The sequence below is a fragment of the Vibrio sp. genome, assembly GCF_038138445.1.
In the GTDB taxonomy this organism is placed as follows: Bacteria; Pseudomonadota; Gammaproteobacteria; order Enterobacterales; family Vibrionaceae; genus Vibrio.
In genome coordinates, this window is the sequence record NZ_JAYQDQ010000037.1 from 21,514 (window position 1) to 38,619 (window position 17,106).

Here is a 17,106-nt window from a genome sequence, read left to right on the forward strand (position 1 = left end):
TACTTCTTGAGTTTGCTATAAAGGAAAGCATGTGCCACAGAAAACACTTCATGGATTAAAACGAATTAGAAATGCGACTCGATACTCATGCTAAGGTTTACGTTCTGCGTTTAGTAATGAACCAGCTTTTCGTGAAGAAGTCGTATTAAGTGCCATCATGATACCTACTGCTGTGATGTTGGATATCACTCAGGTTGAGCGTATTTTACTCATTGCCACCGTTGTCCTTGTTTTGATTGCAGAGCTTTTTAACAGTGCAATTGAAGCTGTGGTGGATCGAATTGGTCCAGAGCATCATCCCCTATCTGGCCGAGCAAAAGACATTGGTTCTGCGGCTGTGATGCTAACCATGTTATTGACTGCTTACGTGTGGGCAGAAGTATTGTTTTTGTAGTCAAAAGGTTAACTGAATCAAAAAAACACCAATTGGCTTTTCATTTAAATGATTACTGGATATACTCACAGTTAACTGTATAAAAAGACAGGTGAGTCATGAAGCCACTAACACCACGCCAGCAACAAGTATATGATCTGATCAAAAGCAAAATTGAAGATACAGGGATGCCTCCAACAAGAGCGGAAATTGCGCGAGAGCTTGGTTTTCGCTCTGCCAATGCAGCAGAAGAGCACCTTAAAGCGCTAGCGCGTAAGCAAGCTATTGAAATTATTCCAGGAGCGTCTCGCGGTATTCGTATCTTGTTAGAAGACGCCGCCAATGATGCTGGACTACCGCTCATTGGTCAGGTGGCAGCTGGAGAACCCATTCTGGCTCAGGAGCATGTTGAAACTCACTACCAACTGGATCCCTCTATGTTTAAGCCCCAAGCTGACTTTTTATTACGAGTTAATGGTGAAAGCATGAAAGATATTGGGATTATGGATGGTGACTTGTTAGCTGTCCATAAGACACAAGATGTGCATGATGGCCAGGTGATAGTCGCTCGTGTCGATGATGATGTAACGGTTAAGAGGCTTGAGCGTAAGGGTTCAACTGTCCTATTGCATGCAGAAAACGAAGAGTTTGCTCCAATTAAGGTTGATCTCACGTGTCAGCATTTAACTATCGAAGGGTTAGCTGTTGGTATTATTCGTAATACTGATTGGATGTAGATTTTGATGTGTTAGTTTCTATTGTTTGGCGCATGGACATCACAAATGTTCAGATACACAGCTCATAGTTTTTACCATTTCAACTGAGAATTATTCTCAATAACTTGAGTTTTTGATTGATATTCATTATCATCTAACTCCTAATAGTGGAAGGAAGATGATCATGGTTGCTAGACAGAAGTCTTCAGGAAATCGTTACCAAGTTCCTGTTAATTTGCTTCAGCCTCTATGGCTTCGCAGCAGAGAAAGCTTGGTTGATGATGGTTTAGTATATGATCCGATTGCTGCCACTGCTTGCCAGCGTTGTCAGCTCGCACCTGAATGCCTAGCTGGAGATATTGATCAAAAACAGCTCCTTCACGCCACTTTGACTCAGATTTGTGATGAACGAGTTAATCATTTTCTTTCCCAGCACCCAGATGGCTGGATTATTAATGTTGGTGCTGGTTTAGACACCCGTTTTTATCGTGTAGATAACGGGCGTTGTCACTGGCTAGAGTTGGATGTGACAGAGAACTTGTTGTGGCGTCAAAAGTTGTTTCATAAAAGTGAGCGCTACCAACATATATGTGGTCATGTTGATGAGCTATCTTGGCTTGAGCAGCTTCCAATTTCAGAGCAGACGCCGGTTTTAATTGTCTGTGAACAAGCTTTACTTGATTGCAGTGAACCGCAAGTGGGTAAGTTTATCCAAGCCTTAGGGCGTCATTTTGATTCCGCGATGGCGTGTATAGTGCTATCAGGAGACCGAGCATCAAGTCGGTTAGGGAAGAAAATGGGCTCAGGGGCATACAGCCATGGGTATGCATCGCCGGGAGATGCGGTACTTAACTACCTTCCATGGTCTCGCTGGGTCAGAACTTTTTCTCCTCTCGATAGACGCTGTGGTCGTTGGAAGTTTTGGCAGCGCTGGCTGACAAAATTTAGCTCTCTTAAGCACAGGTTGACACCAGTAGTGATTCAGCTTCGCTGGTAATCCGGTTACAATTTCCACTCTCTAATACCAGATGGTGGATAATTTGAACATATTACGATTTCTTTGTGATAAAGCGCTACATAAGCAAGTGTTGTTACTTGCCATTCCTATGGTGCTTTCCAATATCACAGTTCCTCTTCTTGGTTTAGTTGATGCAGCGGTTATTGGCCACTTAGAGCACGCCTGGTATTTAGGTGGGGTTGCTCTCGGCAGCACAATGATCAGTGTGTCATTTTGGCTGCTTGGCTTTTTACGCATGTCTACGACTGGGCTTGCAGCTCAATCCTATGGTGCGGATAGCGGTAAGCAGCTTGCAATAGTTTTTACTCAAGGCCTTTTTATGGCATTGGGTTTTGCATTGGCTTTTATTGCTCTTCATTCATTTATTGCTGATTTTGTATTTTCAGTCAGTAGCGCTAGTGAGCAAGTGAAACACTATGGCCAGCAGTATTTCTCTGTTCGTGTGTGGAGCGCTCCAGCAGCTCTAGTCAACTACGTTCTCTTGGGCTGGTTACTAGGGACACAAAACTCAAAAGCCCCTATGTGGATGGTTATCATTGTTAACTCAACAAATATTGCTTTGGATATTCTTTTTGTTGTGGGCTTGGGTTGGAAAGTAGAGGGAGCCGCTTTAGCTTCGGTCATTGCTGACTATAGCGGTATGATTTTTGGCCTTTGCTGTGTCTATAAAACTTGGCAAAAAAAACACCTGCCAAAGCTGCTTACCTTAGTGAAAGACACTTCCCATGGACTGAGTCGGTTTATCAAGTTAAATCGTGATATTTTTCTGCGCTCTTTGTGTTTACAAGCGACCTTCACTTTTATGACTTTCCAGGGCGCAAGTTTTGGAGACGATGTGGTCGCCGCAAATGCGGTGTTGATGAGCTTTTTGATGATTATTTCTTATGGTATGGACGGTTTTGCTTATGCAATGGAAGCCTTAGTGGGTAAAGCCTTTGGTGCCCAAGATAAACAGCAATTGAGCCGCTCTTTAATTGGCACCTTTTTCTGGGGTTTGGTGATTTGCACAGGCTTAACTCTGGTGTTTAGCCTTGCTGGTTCTTCGTTAGTGGGTCTAATCACAGATATTTCCAGAGTAGCAGATACCGCTAATATTTACCTTCCATGGCTGGTGGCTATGCCACTTGTATCCATGTGGTGCTTTTTATTTGATGGTATTTTTATCGGCGCAACAAAGGGTCAAGAAATGCGCAATAGTATGTTTGGGGCTATGTGTGTCTTTTTTGGTCTGTTCTTTGGGTTTTCTGATATGGGCAATCATGCTTTGTGGTTAGCCATGTTGGGCTTTATGGCAATGCGGGGCATGAGTTTGGGTGTGATTTTTTATCGTCAATGGCGTGAAGAACGCTTTTTTGTTGTTTGAGTGACAGCCACTCCATCAGAAGTGGCTGCGCAGAGTTACTACTTAAAATAAACGATTAAGACCATTCAAAGCGGCAACCCGATAGGCCTCTGCCATAGTTGGATAGTTGAAGGTAGTATTGACGAAATATTCGATAGTGTTTGCTTCGCCTTTTTGTTCCATTATGGCTTGGCCGATGTGGATGATTTCTGCTGCGCGCTCACCAAAGCAATGAATGCCTAAGATTTCTTTAGTTTCACGGTGGAAGAGAATTTTTAAGCTGCCAACGTCTTTCCCTGCAATTTGGGCTCGAGCAAGGTGCTTAAATGACGTGCGTCCTACTTCGTATGGAATCTTAGCTGCAGTGAGCTCTTGCTCTGTTTTACCAACCGAACTGATTTCTGGGATGGTATATATACCGGTTGGTATATCTTCAATAAGGTGACTGTCTGCTTGACCTTTTTCTATTGCTTGCGCCACGAATCTGCCTTGATCATAGGCAGCACTTGCAAGGCTAGGATATCCGATCACATCACCGACAGCATAGATATGGTCAACATCGGTTTGATAGTTGCTATCTACACTCAGCTGTCCCCTAGAATCGGCACTTAGACCCACAGCGGATAGATTGAGTTTGTCGGTATTACCGGTTCTTCCGTTGGCAAACAATAAGCAGTCTGCACGCATTTTCTTGCCTGATTCTAAATGGATAATGACGCCTTGGTCAGTGCCTTCGATTTTTTCGTAGGTTTCATCATTGCGAATCACCACACCGCTATTCCAAAAGTGATAGGACAGGGCATCCGATACCTCGTTATCAAGAAAAGACAGTAAGCGGTCACGGGTATTGATAAGGTCAGTTTTAACGCCAAGCCCTCTAAAGATAGAGGCGTATTCACAACCAATAACGCCAGCGCCATAAATGATGATATGGCGAGGGTCGTGACTTAAGCTCAGGATAGAGTCGCTGTCATAAATGCGCTCATGCGTAAAGTCGACGTCTTTAGGCTGGTATGGGCGAGATCCTGTCGCGATAATAAAGCGGTCAGCGCTGTACTGCTCTTCTGTACCGTCAGCTTGTGCGACAGCAATGGTGTACTTGTCGGTAAATCGTGCGGTACCAAAAATTAAGGAGCACTGGTTACGGTCATAAAACCCTTGCCTTAGACGTGTTTGTTTATCAATTACGGTTTTGGCATGGCCTAAGATATTGGAAAAGGTGGAATGGAGACTGGTGTTGTTATGGCAAAAAAGAGGGTTATCGTTAAATTCAATGATACGGCTGACGGCATGACGAAGCGATTTTGAGGGAATGGTGCCCCAATGGGTACATCCGCCTCCCACGCTGCTTTCCTTCTCAACGATGGCGACATTGAGTCCCGCTTTGGTGAGCCCCATTGCAGCCCCTTCTCCTCCAGGACCACTGCCGATAACAATTACGTCAAAGTGGTTACTTTCCGCCATAACTTTTCCTTGGTTATACTATTTTTACATTGCTTTATCGAGATTTTAACTGATTTCTCGATAATGCACACGTATTGAAGCCTTTAAGTAAGTGAGTGGGAAGAATAGGGCTGTTTTGATATTTGTCTATAAGCATGTCGCTAAATTTATGTTAAATGATTGAAAAGTTGGGCGAATTGGGTTTAATTACCATCCGGTTATCAAAGGTAGTGATTTTGTCTTATGTCTTTGCTCTAATCATTGTATATTTGCTAAGGAGCAAATGAATCAATAATAAGTAGATGGCAAGCATGGGAATCCGAGCACAGCAAAAAGAAAAAACGCGCCGTTCAGTCATTGATGCAGCGTTTAGCCAGCTTAGCGCTGAGCGAAGCTTTTCTAACTTAAGCTTAAGAGAAGTTACCCGAGAAGCTGGGATTGCTCCTACCTCTTTTTATCGCCATTTTAAAGATATGGATGAGCTTGGCTTAACTATGGTTGATGAGGGAGGCTTATTACTTCGTCAACTGATGCGCCAAGCTAGGCAAAGGATAGTGAAAGAGGGCAGCGTGATACGAACTTCCGTTGAGACCTTCATGGAGTTTATTGATAATCACCCTAATGTTTTCCGACTTTTATTGCGGGAACGCTCAGGAACATCGTTTGAATTTCGAGCGGCTGTAGCGAGAGAAATTCAACATTTTGTTGCCGAGCTGACCGAGTACCTTATTAGCACTCGAATGTCTCGTGATGAAGCATACACTCAAGCGGAAGCCTCAGTCACTTTGGTATTTAGCTCAGGTGCAGAAGCACTAGATTTAGCCAGTCATGAACGTGATGAGTTGGCTGAGCGATTGATTACGCAATTGCGCATGATTGCCAAAGGCGCTTTGTGGTACCGAAAAGAACGTGAACGTAACCGTAACCGATTAAAAGGTGGAACAGATTAATGTCGAATGAAGTAAACCAAGTTGATACTGGCTCAGAGAAAAAAACCTTAGTATTGGCGCTTATTGCAGGTATGTGTGGTGATGCCTTGTTGTCCTGGGTAACAATGAGCGAAGTCTCTTTCTCTATTTTCCCTCTGATTGCGCTGGTTTTATCTGTGCAGGCTCTTTATCAAGAATATCTCCGTAATCCTGTTTCTGAGGATATTCCGCTCGTCGGATTAGCTTGCTTTTTTGTCGGAGCTTTTGGCCATTCGGCGTTCGTCAAAGCCCAGTATCCAGATGCGGGTTCTAACTTTTTTGCCATCGTTGTCTCATTGCTTCTGCTAGTGTGGATAGGTAAAAAGCTGGGCTTTATGGACCGTTCCACCCGGACTGAATAATGTTGTAAAACAAAAAAACGAGCTTAATCGCTCGTTTTTTATTTGCGATGATAAATCTGCACTAAACTTTGCGTTCCAGCATGACTCCCGCTTCCATATGGTGGGTGTATGGGAACTGATCAAACAGCGCAAAACGCGTAACTTTGTGTGTCTGACACAAAACATCTAAATTATCTTTGAGTGTTTCTGGGTTACAGGAAATATAAACAATACGTTGGTATCCTTGCACCATTTTACAGGTATCGAGATCCATGCCAGCTCTTGGCGGATCGACAAAAATTGTATTGCAATCGTAGCTTTTTAAATCCACGCCAGCATCTTTGAGACGGCGAAACTCTCGTTTCCCTTCGATGGCTTGGGTAAATTCCTCTGCCGAAAGGCGTAATATCTGCACGTTATCAATCTTATTAGCCGCAATATTATATTGGGCAGACTCAACCGAAGGTTTGGCAAGCTCAGTTGCCAGTACACGTCTAAAGTTTTGTGCCAGTGCGAGAGAAAAGTTACCATTGCCACAATAGAGCTCTAGTAAATCGCCTTGACTATCACGCGTACAGTCTATTGCCCATTCCAGCATTTTCTCGGCGACTTTTCCGTTTGGTTGAGTAAAACTGTTTTCTACTTGCTGGTATAGGTATGGCTGCCCATTTACGTTCAGCTTCTCAATCACATAATCACGATCGAGTACAATTTTCATTTTTCGCGCTCGCCCAATGATATTGAGCTTATAGTCTTTATCGATTAGGCGCTGCTTGAGTGCTTTGGCGTTTTCAATCCACTTTTCATCCAATTGGCGATGATATAAAAGGGAGATAAGAATCTCACCACTGAGCGTTGAGAGGAAGTCGACTTGGAAGAGTTTACGACGAAGTGAATCATTGTTTTTCATCTCATCCATCAAAAGCGGCATCACCTCATTGATCAAACCACTGGCGGCTGGAAACTGATCAACGCGATATTTTTCCCGCGTTTCCTGATTGAACATGATGTAGTACAGATCATCACCCTCATGCCAAACACGAAACTCAGCGCGCATGCGATAATGTTGGCTTTCAGATTCAAACACCTCAAGCTTTGGCATTTGGTAACAAGCGAACATTTGCTTAAGACGCGCTTTTTTTTCGTTCAATTGTTCTTGGTAGTCTTGTGGATTTACGTCAAGATTCGCCATGCTCTTTACCTTAGGTTGTTGCCCGTTGAGGTTGTATTTCATTTAGGAGCGCAGATTTTATTCAATCTCAGCGCTATGTCCAGCCCCATTCTAGGCATAGCCAGAATATAAAAGCCAAATTAGCGATATTAAAGTGGACAAACTACCGATTGCTTAATAACATCGTCATCAAGCTGGTGCCATTTAGATGTATAGATGGCTGAAAAGGGAATCTGGTGTAAATCCAGAACTAAGGTTGGGAATTTTGTTAGAGTAACAAGTTAGAGAGTTAGTGGTATAAAAAATTAGACATAAGGATTCTGTTAGACTAGGCTAAAACCATAACGTGAGCTAGTTGTGGTAGCAATGTGATTGAACAGAATGGTTCGTTTCCAGATGATTTCGGTGTTGATTACTGCCTTATGTGGGTCAATACGGATAAATATCCTTCATATATAAGCAGGCCAGACCCTGTCAGTGGCGAGATCATCCATGAAGTAAAAGGCAATTCAAAATCATTTATTCATGCACTTCCGATTTTAATTGACCCTGATGGCATGAATGTGGTGCCAGTGAACTTATACCTCCACTCTTTATTGTCAAATCCTGATATATCCTCCGTTAAGACAATCGAATCCCATGCAGTCGCGTTATTAAGCTTCTATCGTTGGATGAGCTTAGAAATCCCTGAACATATTGACCCAAGAACAGGTGTGTTGGTTGAAGAGAAGCGCTCCTTAACAATATATGACTGCACCGAGAAGATAGAAGAAAGTCCAGTCGTTAGATATCGTGATTATCTATTAGAGAATCTTTATATCAAAGATGAAAACGGAAAAATCGGAGGCTCTCCCAGTACTGCGTCGAGCTATGTGCTAAAAGTTGTCGCTTACTACACCTACCTTCACCGCCAACGGATCGTTCCAATCAGCAAGACCTTCCGCCCATTTGAGTTTTCGGCAAAGAAAGTTCGTATACGGAACAAAAATAAGAGAGCGCAACATGACATGCTCTCACATCTTAATGGCTATCACGGTAAAGATATTATCGTGTATACAACAGGTCTCACTAAACCATTCAAAAATATACAGAAGCCTCAAGGTGCTGATATCCGAGAGCTTCGTCCACTCCGTGAAGATGAAAAACAAGCACTTTACCGATATCTCGATGTTAAAAATTCATCTGACACTAAAGCCCTTATGCTGTACTTAAAAACGGAGGTTGGGTTGAGATTGGAGGAACTGATAACCTTTCCTGCTTCTGTCGTAGATAAACCAAAAGCTAAAGTGGTTAAAGTGCCAATTGGTGAGCGTATTAACGGCTGCCTAACCAAATACAGAAAAGATAGAACGATTGAAATCCCAGACTATGTTATGGATCTTTTGTACGAGTACAAGCTAAGCAAGGTACGGAAGGATGCAATTGAAAGCGGATTATTACGCCATAACCATCTATTCGTTCAATCGAATGGCAGTATCTACGCCCCAAATACAATTCAAAAGTATGTGGAAGCGGTACGCAATGATTTGATTATTAGCGGATTTGATATTTATTTTGCCACTCATGATTTACGTGCCACTTTCGCAACTGACTGGCTGTACAACAAACACATTCAAACACGCAAGCCCTTTGAAGCACTGATGTCGGAGTTGGCTGATTTAATGGGGCATGAAAGTACCGCTACTACCCAAAAATATATTAGCTACATGAATGACGATAAAACCTGGTCGGAATTCGCTCAGCGTAAAAATCAATTCGCACAACAAACGTTGAGATGATCACATGGCAAAAAGTCGCTTATCTGTTTCCAGAAATCAACATAAACCAATCACACAACTAAAGACTAAGGATAATGTCACTTCATTAGACTTGAGCTTTGAATTGCATCAACGAGGGATGGCATACAGTATCAAATATAACCTTCTTGATTGGTGCCATGAGCAGTGTGACCCTCAAAAACCATTAGTAAAACCGTCTCGATTAAATAGGATGCAAAAGCTAAAGGCGTGGGTTAATCAAGAGAGAAAAAATCAAAGTAGTGGAGCCTCTATAAGAACTAAATTAGATAGTTTGAAGCAGTATATTTCTTTTTGTGACTTTAATAAGCTCGATCCTTTTTCTCAGGGGGGATACCTTTCTTACGTTGGTAACTCAGGTCAATTGTGGCGTTTAGTTAACGCGGCTAATGAGCCGAAAAGATATCATTTTCAGTATCATGACGGTGAAGAGGCTGGCTTGTTGGAGAGCACGGCTTTTACCCTGAAGAATTTACTCGACATACTACTTACAGCGCTTGATTTTGATGTGTCAGATTGGCAAGCCACGCTTAAACCCTTCTCAATAAAGAATAGTGAATCATCAACACAGCCGTATACATCAAGTGAATGGTATGCATTAGTTAAACGAACTCAACTATTCTTTTTCTCTCTAGCAACTCAACTTATTGCGTTTAAAGAGGAAAATCCCGAAGCCCCTCCGCCTCAATGCTTAGAAGGCATTGTAGTTGATAGAAATAATGGTCGGGACATCACAATTACACTGAGGGGCAAGGACGGCTCTGTGAGTCCGTTTAATCAATGCATGGCGGCAGCTTACACCCTATTTGCCTACTACACTGCATTTAACGACACAGTAATAAAAGATGTTCGCCATCCCATTAAAGTGATTACATCGAAGGTAGAAGGTCGCACATCGAAAACTGTTCAAGTTCGTGCTTACAAAAGTCGCGCTTCAAAAGACGTAAAAGCGTTGTTTGCAGGTTCAGATGAAAACTTGCATCCCGAAGCTATTGAAAAAGAGGCAGGATTTATTGTTGCCGAAATCAATAAGCGCGACGCTGTTGGAAAAATAGACGGAATCACTTTTATTCAAACTCTCGAACTCCTCTCTAAATCCTATAGCAATGATCCTTTTGATACATTGATATATTTTCTTGATAAAGAAGGAGAAAAAGACAAGGTCAATGTGAGTCATGCTTTATTGAAGCTATCGCAGAACTTAAATTTGCTTTCTAGCCGAAGAGGTGAATTAACCGAGCATTTGATAAAAACCTACACCGACATTGTTGAGAATCAAAATATGCCCATCTTCAATTGGATCCAGAGAGAAGATGGCGCAAGGACAATGAATAAACAGGTCATCTATCTTAATAAAAGAACTGCAACAAAAAGATCAACCCCTATAGCTTACGCAGCTTTCTCATGTATGACTGATGTTTCACTTCGAAACGCACTGATACCACTGCACTATGCTGAGAAAGATGCTAATGGAGAGATCACTGTTTCCTTTAAATATGTCGATGGCTCGGAAGGCGAATTTACTGTTACAGCCAAACACCTACCTTTTCTTCAATTAGTTGAATGTCATGCAGCAACTAGAAACCCGTTACCAAAGGAACGTAGTCTTGGTGGTATAGGTAGACGCTCTAATGCAACCAACCCTCCTTTCTTACTGCCTTTAGGTACAAAGTCAATGACTTATCAGTGGCAGGAAGGTGAGGTTCCTATTAGCGCGTGCATGTTAAGTTATTGCGGTATTGGTTATGGTGATTACTTTCTAAACATTAACTCTCGACGAATTCGTGTTACTCACTCTGATTTAGAATACAAACCAGAAGAGCGTGGAATGACCGCCCAAAAGATTTTGCAGCACAGCATTGACACGGCTGATAAAAAATACCGTAACGGGCACCCTGTGCAAAACAATAAGCAAGTCTCGCAAGGACTAATGGCGCTATCTCGCATAGCAGAAGGCGAGACACGCAATGAAGCCATAGAATCGGTCAAGGCAGAGCTAAAAATTCCCGTATTAGAGTACGAGGTTTGGAAAAAACGCAATCAACCAACGAACCCAAACGGCATTAGTTGTGACGGTAAAATTGATTTGAATTCAGAGAAAGATTGGCATTATGCAGCGCGTAAATTTGCAGAGGAAATGGGAATTATTAAAGAGGGGGACGATATCACCTGCTATCAATACGATCTTTGCCCTTTTTGTAAAAGCGCCAAACTCGTTGATGACCCTTACGCAATTTATAAATTACTGAGCTTTCTCGATGTGTTTAGTGAGGCGATTGATCGATACCCAGAACGCGCTTCGGTTATCCAGTCAAAGATAGAACGCTTTCAAGAACATCTTGATGACCTTCCTTTTGAAACTATTGAGAAAGCTGAAGATTTACTTGAAGAAAAAGGACGTTATCCGCTTTTTCACTCGTTATCTTCCGTTACTCAGTTTCTATAAGGAGCATACCTATGTTGACTTTTGAAAACCCACAAAATCTAGACTTAACATTAGGTGCTATGCGCTCCATTGGCGATCAAGAAGATTATTTGCAGCAGGTACTTCTCCCTGCACTACTGCGAGGTAACTGGGAAGAATTAGACAAGATGGTTGTCTATCAAGATGAGAAAAAGACTATCTTGTTTGAGGAAGATCTATGGGCGTTTAGAGAGTCTGCTTGTAAAGCAAAAGGCATAGCGAACCTGTATTTTAATATTGAGCTAGAACAAGGTGAGAATGTCATTGCTCTTCGTCAAAATGAGCGTCACTTGGTTAATCAAATGAAATGCGCGGCATTAGCTTATATGTGGTTTTCAGCTAAGCACATAGAGCTGGATTCCATCAAAAATAAAGTAAACGTTCTTCGGAATGATATTGCTCAACTTATTAAGCGTGGCATCACTTCATTTGAAGAGTTAAATCTAGAGCACCTTGAAATTTTGGTTGATGAAGGATGTTTTGAAATATCTAAAAGCCACCCATTTAGAGGGTTAAACTCTTTTCCCGCTTTAAAAGGCTTACTGCCCTTCAAGGTTAACTTTTCGCATCTGACTCATAAGATGTTTAACACAAGACCTGAGGTGTCGGAAGGTAAATTAGTGATCCCTCCTAGGATCTATTTTTCGGCATTGACAGAGTACAGCAAAGATGTCGTAAACGCCTATGGATTGAGAGATGAAATCGAACAAGCGGTTGAGAAGATGATTTCCTATTATGATAATGAAGTAATAAATAGAACTTTGAAAATAAGAAATGGATGTAGTTATTCACCGATTAAGAGTTATCGAAAAACATGGGAACGATTTACCCAAGCGCTCGACAATGAAGGGGTTGCCTTGGCTGATAAAGGTGAAGATCCACGATGGATGAAAATATTCATCTCGCTTGAAACCTTTATTGAGCCACGTCAAAGTGTAATTAAGAACTTCAAAGTATGGATTGGTGACACTTGTTATGGGTGGAGTGATTTTAAAAGGTATTTGGTCGGTTTGAGCGCAAAAGCCTCGTGGTTATGTTTAGCGCTATCAGGGATGCGTGTAGACGAGTTGTACAAAATTAGCCCTGTCTACGGGACGCAAAAAATGATGTTCGATAAAAATGGCTGTGAGTCCGATACTGGTAATGAAACTATTTACTTTTTAAGTACACGCCAATCAAAAATTACACTAAACAGCCAAACCAAAAACGACACCTTTGTTACCACCGAAATGGGTTGGAAAGCATTTCATGTGTTAAATTCCATTCATACGCCTTATCGAAACAGGTTTGCAGAAAAGGACAGACATCGAATGTTCGCAAATTTGGCTAACAATCAATATTTCAAGCCTGTAAAAAAGGAGGCGCTAGGTAAATCAATCAAAAATAATTTTAATAAAGACAAATTTGATTTTATTCTGACGGTTGAAGATATGGGCTATTTACAAGCCTCAGACCCAGCCCAGAAGTCCTTTAAACTGGGAGATAAGTTTCACTTTACGACACATCAGACAAGACGCTCACTTGCTTATTACCTAATTGGTTATGAGCTATGTTCTTTCCCTGCTTTGAAGCAACAGTTGTCACATTTGTCGATGGCGATGACGAGATGGTATGCCCGTAATGCCCATTCATTTGAACAGCTTTACAGTGAAATTAGCAAAGAGCGGATCACTCAAAAGGCTGAAATTTTTGCTCGCATATATCAAAAAATGGCGAACGGTGAACGGATTGCAGGTGGCAAAGGTCAAGCAATGGTTGCTGAAATCAGTCGTGAAGGTGAAAGCTATTTTGAAAATGGGGTAAACAAACGCAAGTTATCAATTGATTATTGGATTGATCAGTTAACTAACGGTAAGGCGCACTTACATGCCGTTGCTCCTAGTATGTATTGCACCAACACTCAATGTTCAATGCGCATCAATATTGATTTAAGTGAGTGTGTGGACTGCGAATACGATTTTATTGAAAACGCTGTTTATGCCGAATCTTCTCGCATGGATGCGATGAGAAATATTGAGTTTCTAAAAGAATGCGGTGAATTGAACTCCAGTGCCGCAACTAAATACTTTATGCAGGTAAAAGCGGCAGAGGCGATCATGGATGATTTGGGATTCAACCATGATAAGTATGAGTTTGCAGAAGATGTGCGGAGTTTAGTTATAAACACGATAATGGTGGCGTAAGACATGACAGATAGAACGGAATTAAGCTCAACAGAAAAGCTGTTGAGAGAAGCTCTGAAGCGTCTTATTGACAAACAGCCGACCCACAGGGAGTTGAAGCGAAAACTAAGTGCCAACAAACTCAAGATTGTTGTTGCTAATGTTGAAAAAGAGGCTGGGCTATCTAATGGTGCAGCAAAGCGTTATCCCGAAACAAAAAAAATGATTGAAGGCGCAGAAGCAGAGCGTATTCATGGATCGAGCGATGTGTCAGGTGAAGTTGTGCGTGCTCACCCGATTTATATCAAAGCTAGAGAGGATTTAGAAAAAGCTAAAGAGGAAGTAAAAAAACTCAAAGCAGAGTTAGAGCAGAAAGATGGAAGACTTGCTCATTACAAAGAACTTTTAAAGTCTCAAGCCGCAAGAATGCATCAAATGAATGTTGCCATGTGGAATGACATACCTGAAGAAAACAAGCATGTTGAAGTAATTATTGATGTGCAAGACATGGGATCTCAAGACAATATTTTAGCCTTCAAAAAGCGTGAGAAATTGAATTAGTATTGTTAGCGTAGCGATCTAACTCACGGTAGAGAGTGTAAACAAACTGGTCAATTTATTTACACTCCATATAACACTCAAAATAAACAGATAAACCTTGACGATAGTGTAAAACAATATGTAAATAAAATGATGTAAAGTAACTATTGCTTTGTTTTATACCGTTTAGGAATCAACATACTATGAAAATTGGCTATGCCCGTGTCTCAACAGATGATCAAGAGCTTCACCTACAACTCGACGCTCTAAATGAAACGGGGTGTGACAAGATATACACTGAAAAAGCGTCTGGAAAAACTGTTAACCGCCCTGAGCTTGAAAAAGCACTCGACAACCTACGTGAAGGAGATGTCTTCGTTGTATGGCGCTTAGATCGACTGGGACGTAGCCTACCTCACCTTATCGAAACAGTTAACGGGTTAAAAGAGCGAAACATTGGGTTTGTATCAATTGCGGAAGCAATTGATACTTCAAGCCCTGCGGGAGAACTGATCTTTCACATTTTCGGTGCTATCGCGCAATTTGAACGCTCTCTGATTAGCGAAAGAACCAAGGCGGGCTTAGCCGCAGCCAAAAGGCGTGGGAAAAATGTAGGTAGAAAGCCAAGTATGTCTAGGAAAGACATGAGATTAGCTGCTGGTATGCTACTTAGCGGTTCAATCACCAAAACTGAAGTAGCAAAACATTTTGGTGTATCAAGACCGACTTTAGATAAAGCACTGAAAAACATATCTTTGGAGGAAGAGTAAAGATATGTTTTTAGCCACATTAGATGAATTAGTCTGAATGCAATCTGTCAGGTTGTCCTAAATCAGTTCTTCCCCAAAGTGGCTTAACACTACAATCTTGACGCAATACTGTTGTCACTTGTTGACCTAATTCGGGTAATGGTTAAATATGTACATAGTTTACTATAGTGTGTTAAGCAGAAAGCCTCTGTTATTTTTCTGGTAAGGTAGTGCGTTTGGTGAGTGTGCAAACGCAGAGCTTTACAACCTAAGAACCGAAGAAAAATACAGTGTATGGTGCGAGTAAAAGTACCTAACAATCGGCGGTTAGAGACTGCATTACGCTGTGCTCAATACAGCCCAAAAACCTAGAGTTAGAGCACTAGAGAGTAAAGGAACTTTTAATGAAATTTAGCGAAATATGGGAAAAATTTGAGCTTTATATCCTCTCTTTATGGCTACTTTTCTTTCTAATCATTGTTGTTACAGCCGATATCACTATGTGCTTCGGGGATGGTTGCTCCTTCATTGGCTTTAGCTCGTTAATTTCTAGAAATATAATCCCTTTGGTAGCACTATTTTTCTTGTTGTTTGGGGTGTTTTTTTACATAAGATTCGATTACCGCATATCTGGCAGCAAGAAGCTCCCATCAAAAATTGAAAAAATAGAAGATCTTAATTACGAACATTTGACTTTCCTTACAACTTACATAATTCCATTGATTTGTTTTAATTTATCCAGCCCTAGGTATGTTTTTGCTTTGATATTTTTATTAATTGTAATAGGTATTATTTACGTAAAAACTGACAAGTTCTATGCAAATCCAACCCTAGCTGTTCTTGGCTATAGATTATATAAGGTTAAGGTCAGAACTAGAGCGGAAGTTAAGGAAAACATTGTTGTTATTACTAAAGAACGGTTATCTGAATCAGATCAGATCAGAATGATTCACTTAGATGATAAAGTTAGTTTTGCAAGGAAAATAAAATGACGATTGAAGAACTTAAAGAAAGTGTATCTTACACTATTAGCGCTGAAGGTTGCTCTGCGGAGTTTTTCTTCTTATTTGATGATAACAGCGGAATGAGAGTGAAGTCTGTAGATATAAACGATGATGATCATTCTGAGCTAGAGAAACTTTTTATAAAATCTTTAACTGATAAACTACTTTTGAACGATGACTTGACACTTATTAATTTATCTAGTGCAGATGATAGAAAAGATGCAGTTTATCATTATGATTTATATGAGGTTCCACAAGGTCTGACTTATCTGAAAGAAATTATTGAGAATGACAATATAGAAAGTTTTAAGCTGGATGACGACGATCTATCTAAGCTTGAGGGAATTTTAATTCTTATTGGGAATGAGGATTCTCAAATTGCTTTATATAAACATCAATACCCTGTGACGCTAATGAAGCCAGATAGTGGTTTCAGCCTTATGAAACCAAAGGGCGGTAATAGGTTTAAAAAGCTAGATACTGACATTTTAAAAATAAACTCAAAATTTGAGTTTATAAGATACAATGGTCAGTACTACATCTTCGATATTAAGGCGCTGGAAAAGTTTTTTGGTTTCCATGAGGCAGTAAGAAATATAGCTGAGCAAGGAGTTGAGAATATAAAAGGTGCAGGGTTGGTTATGAATTGTGATGTATTTAGTGCACGTCTTGATGAGATATCCTTTGCAAGGAAACTAGTCAGGTCTGCTAGTAACTCACCCGTACTAAATGTAATACCAAATACTCAAGTAATCAGCTTTACAAATACTCATCCTGCATTAAGAGGAAAGTTTAAATACAGTGGAGATGGCTCGCAGCTTAATCTTAAAACAAAAAAATCTCAGAATTTGTTTTTAAAGTTGCTAAATGATGACTTTTTACAATCTGAATTGACGAAGAAATACTATGACAGTATTGCAAAAGATAGTGTTGATAGTGAAGACGATGCAGCATAGTGACCATATTGTACTGGTCTAATGAAACAGGACACTTAATTGAGAGACAATCAATGTTAATCA

The 17,106-nt window shown here is 40.9% G+C and carries 14 protein-coding genes and 1 pseudogene; 13 read left to right on the plus strand and 2 right to left on the minus strand.

Going from position 1 to position 17,106, the window contains the following annotated elements; translation table 11 throughout:
- The first annotated feature begins 31 nt into the window (after positions 1-31).
- The 4 genes and pseudogenes from AAFM34_RS11340 (at position 32) to dinF (ending at position 3,470) form a co-directional block, all read left to right on the plus strand.
- A pseudogene (locus AAFM34_RS11340) lies at positions 32-394 on the plus strand (diacylglycerol kinase).
- A 98-nt stretch (positions 395-492) separates the two neighbouring features.
- Positions 493-1,110, plus strand: a complete 618-nt coding sequence (gene lexA, locus AAFM34_RS11345) for a transcriptional repressor LexA (protein ID WP_341662898.1) — start codon at positions 493-495, stop codon at positions 1,108-1,110.
- Between the two features lie 163 nt (positions 1,111-1,273).
- Positions 1,274-2,086, plus strand: a complete 813-nt coding sequence (locus AAFM34_RS11350) for a class I SAM-dependent methyltransferase (RefSeq protein WP_341662900.1) — start codon at positions 1,274-1,276, stop codon at positions 2,084-2,086.
- A 43-nt stretch (positions 2,087-2,129) separates the two neighbouring features.
- A complete protein-coding gene (gene dinF / locus AAFM34_RS11355; RefSeq protein WP_341662902.1) occupies positions 2,130-3,470 on the plus strand; it encodes an MATE family efflux transporter DinF in 1,341 nt (446 codons plus the stop codon).
- 42 nt (positions 3,471-3,512) lie between these two features.
- On the opposite strand, the gene sthA is transcribed toward dinF, so the two are convergent.
- Complete coding sequence (gene sthA / locus AAFM34_RS11360; RefSeq protein WP_341662904.1) at positions 3,513-4,913, minus strand: Si-specific NAD(P)(+) transhydrogenase; 1,401 nt, start codon at positions 4,911-4,913, stop codon at positions 3,513-3,515.
- A gap of 281 nt (positions 4,914-5,194) precedes the next feature.
- Here sthA and fabR point away from each other — a divergent pair, with 281 nt between their 5' ends.
- Both fabR and AAFM34_RS11370 read left to right on the plus strand, forming a co-directional pair.
- The gene (gene fabR, locus AAFM34_RS11365; protein WP_341662906.1) at positions 5,195-5,842 is read left to right on the plus strand and encodes an HTH-type transcriptional repressor FabR; all 648 of its coding nucleotides are present in this window, start codon (positions 5,195-5,197) and stop codon (positions 5,840-5,842) included.
- A complete protein-coding gene (locus AAFM34_RS11370; protein WP_341662909.1) occupies positions 5,842-6,222 on the plus strand; it encodes a YijD family membrane protein in 381 nt (126 codons plus the stop codon). The genes fabR and AAFM34_RS11370 overlap by 1 nt, the downstream gene beginning before the upstream one ends.
- Positions 6,223-6,283: 61 nt before the next feature.
- Here AAFM34_RS11370 and trmA read toward each other — a convergent pair whose 3' ends face one another.
- Entirely contained in the window at positions 6,284-7,393 is a 1,110-nt protein-coding gene (gene trmA / locus AAFM34_RS11375; RefSeq protein ID WP_341662911.1) for a tRNA (uridine(54)-C5)-methyltransferase TrmA, read from the minus strand.
- A gap of 347 nt (positions 7,394-7,740) precedes the next feature.
- On the opposite strand from trmA, the gene AAFM34_RS11380 reads away from it, so the two are divergent.
- From AAFM34_RS11380 to kwaB, 7 genes are all read left to right on the plus strand, one after another.
- Complete coding sequence (locus tag AAFM34_RS11380) at positions 7,741-9,150, plus strand: site-specific integrase (protein ID WP_341662913.1); 1,410 nt, start codon at positions 7,741-7,743, stop codon at positions 9,148-9,150.
- 4 nt (positions 9,151-9,154) lie between these two features.
- Positions 9,155-11,614: a hypothetical protein gene (locus AAFM34_RS11385; protein WP_341662915.1), complete on the plus strand. Its 2,460-nt coding sequence runs from the start codon at positions 9,155-9,157 to the stop codon at positions 11,612-11,614.
- 11 nt (positions 11,615-11,625) lie between these two features.
- Positions 11,626-13,815 carry an integrase gene (locus AAFM34_RS11390; RefSeq protein WP_341662918.1) on the plus strand — a complete coding sequence of 730 codons (2,190 nt, stop codon included), beginning with the start codon at positions 11,626-11,628 and terminating at the stop codon, positions 13,813-13,815.
- Between the two features lie 3 nt (positions 13,816-13,818).
- Complete coding sequence (locus AAFM34_RS11395; protein WP_113599871.1) at positions 13,819-14,355, plus strand: hypothetical protein; 537 nt, start codon at positions 13,819-13,821, stop codon at positions 14,353-14,355.
- A gap of 182 nt (positions 14,356-14,537) precedes the next feature.
- Positions 14,538-15,104, plus strand: a complete 567-nt coding sequence (locus AAFM34_RS11400; protein ID WP_334224490.1) for a recombinase family protein — start codon at positions 14,538-14,540, stop codon at positions 15,102-15,104.
- Between the two features lie 383 nt (positions 15,105-15,487).
- Positions 15,488-16,075: an anti-phage protein KwaA gene (gene kwaA / locus AAFM34_RS11405; protein ID WP_341662922.1), complete on the plus strand. Its 588-nt coding sequence runs from the start codon at positions 15,488-15,490 to the stop codon at positions 16,073-16,075.
- Positions 16,072-17,043: an anti-phage protein KwaB gene (kwaB, locus tag AAFM34_RS11410; RefSeq protein ID WP_341662924.1), complete on the plus strand. Its 972-nt coding sequence runs from the start codon at positions 16,072-16,074 to the stop codon at positions 17,041-17,043. Before kwaA ends, kwaB begins: the two co-directional genes overlap by 4 nt.
- The last annotated feature ends 63 nt before the right edge of the window (positions 17,044-17,106 follow it).